3 protein-coding genes are annotated in these 6,426 nt (G+C 67.0%); all 3 read left to right on the forward strand.

All coding sequences use genetic code 11. The features are described 5' to 3' along the window. Window positions 1–1,986 precede the first annotated feature (1,986 nt). Window positions 1,987–2,166: a hypothetical protein gene (locus LB536_RS30770; RefSeq protein WP_224599107.1), complete on the forward strand. Its 180-nt coding sequence runs from the start codon at window positions 1,987–1,989 to the stop codon at window positions 2,164–2,166. Window positions 2,167–2,645: 479 nt separating this feature from the next. Beyond that, window positions 2,646–3,752 carry a DUF4347 domain-containing protein gene (locus LB536_RS30775; RefSeq protein WP_224599108.1) on the forward strand — a complete coding sequence of 369 codons (1,107 nt, stop codon included), beginning with the start codon at window positions 2,646–2,648 and terminating at the stop codon, window positions 3,750–3,752. Next, window positions 3,749–6,426, forward strand: a 2,678-nt coding sequence (locus LB536_RS30780; protein WP_224599109.1) for a DUF4347 domain-containing protein, incomplete at its 3' end; no start/stop codon positions are given. The genes LB536_RS30775 and LB536_RS30780, both read left to right, overlap by 4 nt.

The following is a 6,426-nucleotide window of genomic DNA, read 5'->3' on the forward strand; positions in this document are numbered from 1 at the left end:
GGGGCAACCGGAGCGACTGGCTCTACAGGCGCAACAGGTGCAACTGGCGACACGGGAGCGACAGGTTCGACCGGAGCAACCGGTAATACCGGAGCGACTGGCGCAACGGGCTCGACTGGCGCAACTGGTGCGACCGGAGCCACAGGTGCGACCGGCGATACGGGAGCGACTGGCTCGACCGGAGCGACAGGCTCGACCGGGGCAACCGGCGCAACTGGCTCGACCGGGGCGACTGGCTCGACCGGGGCGACTGGCTCGACTGGAGCAACGGGCTCGACTGGTGCCACAGGTTCGACCGGTGCAACGGGCTCAACTGGAGCAACGGGCTCGACCGGTGCGACTGGAGCGACCGGCTCGACGGGCGCAACAGGCTCGACTGGTGCCACGGGCTCGACCGGTGCAACAGGCTCGACCGGAGCCACTGGCTCTACAGGTGCCACAGGCTCGACCGGTGCGACTGGTGATACTGGAGCGACCGGAGCGACTGGCGACACCGGCGCAACAGGTTCGACGGGCGCGACGGGTGATACGGGAGCAACCGGAGCCACCGGCTCGACCGGGGCGACTGGCTCGACCGGAGCAACCGGCTCGACGGGAGCAACCGGCTCGACTGGTGCAACTGGTTCGACAGGTGCCACTGGCTCTACAGGTGCCACTGGCTCGACCGGAGCGACTGGTTCGACCGGGGCGACTGGGGCAACTGGAGCGACTGGCTCTACCGGTGCCACAGGCTCGACCGGTGCGACTGGCTCGACCGGTGCCACGGGCTCGACCGGAGCGACTGGCGACACCGGCGCAACAGGTTCGACGGGCGCGACGGGTGATACGGGAGCAACCGGTGCCACAGGTTCGACCGGAGCAACCGGCTCGACTGGAGCAACCGGCTCGACTGGTGCAACTGGTTCGACAGGTGCCACTGGCTCGACCGGAGCGACTGGTTCGACCGGTGCGACTGGGGCAACTGGAGCGACTGGCTCTACCGGTGCCACAGGCTCGACCGGTGCGACCGGTGATACTGGAGCGACCGGCGCAACCGGAGCCACGGGAGCCACTGGTGATACCGGTGCGACCGGCGCAACTGGCGACACCGGCGCGACCGGCGCAACTGGCGACACCGGCGCAACAGGTTCGACGGGCGCGACGGGTGATACGGGAGCAACCGGAGCAACCGGCTCGACCGGGGCAACAGGCTCGACCGGTGCGACTGGGGCAACTGGAGCGACTGGCTCTACCGGTGCCACAGGCTCGACCGGTGCGACTGGCGACACCGGTGCGACCGGGGCAACCGGAGCCACGGGTGCAACTGGTGATACCGGTGCGACCGGCGCAACTGGGGCCACTGGTGATACCGGAGCTACTGGGGCAACTGGAGCGACTGGCGCCACGGGTGATACCGGAGCGACTGGCTCTACCGGTGCCACAGGCTCGACCGGCGCAACCGGAGCGACTGGCGACACCGGGGCAACCGGCTCGACTGGTGCCACTGGCGATACCGGGGCAACCGGAGCGACTGGCTCTACCGGAGCAACCGGCGCGACCGGAGCAACCGGCGCGACCGGAGCAACTGGTTCGACCGGAGCGACTGGCTCGACTGGTGCCACCGGAGCGACCGGCTCGACAGGTGCAACTGGCTCGACAGGAGCGACCGGCTCGACTGGCGCGACTGGTGCAACAGGCTCGCAAGGTCCGACAGGGCCGACCGGAGGAACCGGTTCGGGTGGTGGTGAGACTGGTCATGCCAACAACGGCCACGGTAACGGAGAACAGCCCGCGCCTGGCAATTCCGGCGACCATAACAATGCCGACAACGGCTCGCACCAGGGACAGGGCAACTCCGGCAACGGAAATGGCGGCCACAACGCCAACGTCACGGCCAGCACGCTGGGGCTGAAGGACTCGCCGCAATTCCTGCAGTCGAGTTCGACCGGCAGTGACCCCGGCGGTCATGCATCGTTCCGCAACCTGGTCGGGCTTGCAGCCACGACAGTGACGACAGACCTGCTCAATGTCCTCAAGACGATTGGCGGATCTGGCAACGACCACAACAAGCCGTCTGGGGCGAGCACCGATCTCACCTCCGACCAGACAAAGCCTGGCGCCGGCTACGCCAGCAACGACCACACCGTCAAGACGTCCCTGAAGGATCTCTTGAAGCCGCATGAATGAGCGGCGAATGGACCGTGACTGGTCCAGGTCGAGAACGAGCGCGCGGGCTTCGCTGGAAGCCCCCGCGCCGATCATTCTTCCTTGTCGGCTCGGGCAGGCCCCGCGGCGCCTGGATCGCCGATCGTGGTCAGCGCCAGCTGGCACTTCAGCAAGCTCCGCGGCCGGCCATGGCGGTTATTCGCAGCATTCGCAGCACCTGAAAGGAAGCCGGCAAGTCTTCGATTTTCAGGAACAATTCGCGCGAGTCCGACCCTCAAATATTGACAGAGGTCTGCTGCCTCGTTCTCGGCAATTTACCAATTCCCTGCTTAATAGTTTACAAATCGCTAATTTTCGAATTTACTAATATCTGGGTATGGCGGATGCCCGCGGATCGCACGGCCGGTGGCCGCAAGATCTGTGCAGGCGGGTTGGGCAGGGATCTGGGTAGCAAGGCAATTCGCGCATGAAGAAGGTGCGTCTACAAGGCGCATCGTGACATGTCGCGTCTATATGTCTGTCCTCGGCGGAAGGCAGACAGTTTCCCATTCCGGAGTTCACTCGCGAGTTTGCCGTCGAAACATCGGCGGCACGGGCGATGGGAGTGGGTGGGTGTGAGTCAAGCGTTGTCGCGTGTGCCCCGTGGGGGCGTTGGTCCATTGCCGCGGTTCGACGGGCGCCGGCCGCTGCCGGACGCTGCGACTGATCGCCCGAATGCACGGACCGATGCGCCCTCCGAACTCCTTTTCGTCGATCCCTCCGTACCCGATCTCGGCACGATCCTCGCCAACCTGAGGCCACGGGTCGAGGCGATCGTGCTCGACGCCCGGCGCCCGGCAGCGCGCCAGATGGCGCTGGCGCTCGAAGGCCGCGACGGCCTCGACGCCATGCACGTCATCGCTCACGGCGCGCCAGGGCGGGTCTGCTTTTCGGCCGGCGAGTGGTCGGCGCGGACGCTGGACGACGACGCCGACGATCTCGCAGCGATAGGCCAGGCGCTGGGCGGATATGGCGAGCTGCTTCTGTGGAGCTGCCACGCTGGCGCCGCCGAGACCGGAATCAATTTTATCGATGCGCTGTCGCGCCCCGTGGGAGCGCCGGTGGCGGCCGCCGACGACCTGGTCGGCTCGCCGGCGCTCGGCGGCGACTGGAAACTGAACGTACGGACAAGCAAGGCCGCGACGCGGCCGCCACTGACCCTGGGGGGCATCATGAACTACGCAGCAGTTCTGGCAGTGCCGTTGACCTCGACAGGCCAAGGCGAACGGCTCACCATTTTCGGCAGATGGCCCGCAGGCACTGCGGCCGGTACCTATTTCATCGTCCTGAACGACGGCGGTACATTGAATGTCATCGGGCAATTTATTGTTCCGACAAATTTCGGCGGCACTTTTGCGATTTCCGAAGCCCTTCCCGCAGGACGCTACACTGTGGGTCCAAGCGCTCCAGGGCCGAATACGATCGCCGTCTACAATGGCCGGTGGAGTTCTTCTGGCAACGATGCCGGGACATGGTCCGTCGGCGACTTCAACCCAGCGATAACGGCGACCCTGAACAACACAGGTGACGCCACCCCCAACCAAACAGGTCGGGGGATAGCAAGATGAAAAACGCTTCCGAAATCGTCTTCATCGATCCGTCTGTCGCCGACATTGCTGTGCTGGTCGCTGGGCTGAGGCCGGGCGTCCAGCCCGTGCTTCTCAGCGCCGCAAGACCCGCTTCGGAGGAGATCGCGCACGCTTTGTGCGGCCGCGAAGGCCTCGATGCAATCCACATTGTGGTCCACGGCCGCCCTGGTGAACTGACCTTCACCGGCGGAACACTCTCGCTTGCGACCATCGAGCAGTACTCGGAGGACCTCGCGGCGATCGGTGATGCCCTGGGGCCAAACGGCGATCTGTTGCTGTGGGGCTGCAACACCGGCGAAGGCGCCCGTGGGCAGGCGTTTGTCGCCGCGCTGTCGCGAGCGACCGGCGCGCCCGTCGCGGCGGCGACGGGCCTCGTCGGTGCCGCGGCGCTCGGCGGAAGATGGGAGTTGGAGACGCAGACAGGTCGCGCGCTCGTGCAGCCGCCGCTGACGGCGTCGGGTATTGGGGCCTATGACGGCGTCTTAAACAATAGTGTCTCTGCGTCAGCCGGCCTCAGCTTTGTTGTAATTACCTACCCAAGCACCGCGACTGCGGGTGTCTATTTTCTCACGGCGGTTGTTAGTGGAAGTACGATAGTCGTTGGATCCTTTACACTACCATCTGGTTCTACGACCGGAACAATGGTCGTTCCAATCTACCTCGCCGCCAGCGCAACTGTCACTGTGAATTCTGGTAATCAAAATAGCGGCAACAATTCGGGGACTTGGGCCGTCGGAAGTGCGGTAACCGGTACTTGGACTGTCGTCGATCTGACTGACGCAGGTCCGACTGGCCCAACCGGCGCCACGGGTGCGACCGGCGCTACGGGTTCAACTGGCGCGACTGGTTCGACCGGAGCCACGGGTTCAACGGGCGGTACGGGAGCCACCGGTTCGACCGGAGCCACGGGTTCAACGGGCGCGACTGGTGCGACCGGGACGACAGGCTCAACCGGCGCCACCGGCTCGACTGGAGCAACCGGCGATACCGGTGCCACGGGTTCGACCGGAGCAACCGGAGCCACAGGTGCAACTGGCGATACAGGCTCTACGGGCTCAACTGGGGCAACCGGAGCCACGGGTGCGACCGGTGATACGGGCGCAACCGGCGCCACTGGCGATACCGGCGCCGCAGGCTCGACCGGAGCAACCGGAGCCACAGGCGCGACCGGCGATACGGGCGCCACAGGTTCGACTGGAGCAACCGGCGCGACCGGCGATACGGGTGCAACTGGCTCGACCGGAGCAACCGGAGCCACAGGTGCGACCGGCGATACGGGCGCAACTGGTTCGACCGGAGCAACCGGAGCCACAGGTGCGACCGGCGATACGGGCGCAACTGGCTCGACCGGAGCAACCGGAGCCACAGGTGCGACCGGCGCCACGGGTTCGACTGGAGCCACAGGTTCGACTGGCGCGACTGGCGATACGGGCGCCACGGGTTCCACAGGTGCGACCGGCGATACGGGTGCCACGGGTTCGACTGGGGCAACCGGAGCCACAGGTGCGACCGGCGATACGGGCGCGACTGGAACCACCGGTGCAACCGGCGATACCGGTGCCACGGGTTCGACCGGTGCCACAGGCGCGACCGGCGATACCGGAGCCACAGGCTCGACTGGAGCAACCGGAGCCACAGGTGCGACCGGCGATACGGGCGCCACGGGTTCGACCGGAGCAACCGGAGCCACAGGCGCAACCGGCGATACAGGCGCCACGGGCTCGACTGGCGCAACCGGAGCCACAGGTGCGACCGGCGATACCGGTGCCACGGGTTCGACCGGTGCCACAGGCGCGACCGGCGATACCGGAGCCACAGGCTCGGCTGGAGCAACCGGAGCCACAGGCGCGACCGGCGATACGGGTGCAACTGGCTCGACCGGAGCAACCGGGGCCACAGGCGCAACCGGCGATACCGGAGCCACAGGTTCGACCGGCGATACTGGAGCCACAGGTTCGACCGGGGCCACAGGCGCGACTGGTGATACTGGCGCAACCGGCTCGACGGGAGCAACCGGAGCCACAGGTGCGACCGGTGATACGGGTGCCACGGGCTCGACTGGAGCAACAGGTGCTACCGGCGATACCGGCGCCACAGGTTCGACTGGCGCAACCGGAGCCACAGGTGCGACCGGCGATACGGGTGCAACTGGCTCGACCGGAGCAACAGGCGCGACCGGCGCAACCGGAGCTACGGGTGCGACCGGTGATACGGGCGCCACGGGCCCAACCGGAGCAACCGGTGCCACAGGCGCGACCGGCGACACGGGCGCCACGGGGTCGACCGGAGCAACCGGAGCCACGGGTGCGACCGGCGACACGGGCGCCACGGGGTCGACCGGAGCAACCGGCGCCACAGGTGCGACCGGCGATACCGGCGCCACGGGTGCGACCGGCGATACCGGCGCCACGGGTTCGACCGGAGCCACAGGTGCCACGGGTGCGACCGGCGATACCGGCGCCACGGGGTCGACTGGAGCGACAGGTGCCACAGGTGCGACCGGCGATACGGGCGCCACGGGTTCGACCGGAGCAACCGGGGCCACAGGCGCCACCGGCGATACCGGAGCGACGGGCTCGACTGGAGCAACTGGAGCCACAGGTGCGACTGGCGATACCGGAGCCACGGGTTCGACCGGGGCAACAGGTGCCAC

It is taken from the genome of Mesorhizobium sp. ES1-3, assembly GCF_020164795.1.
In the GTDB taxonomy this organism is placed as follows: domain Bacteria; phylum Pseudomonadota; class Alphaproteobacteria; order Rhizobiales; family Rhizobiaceae; genus Mesorhizobium.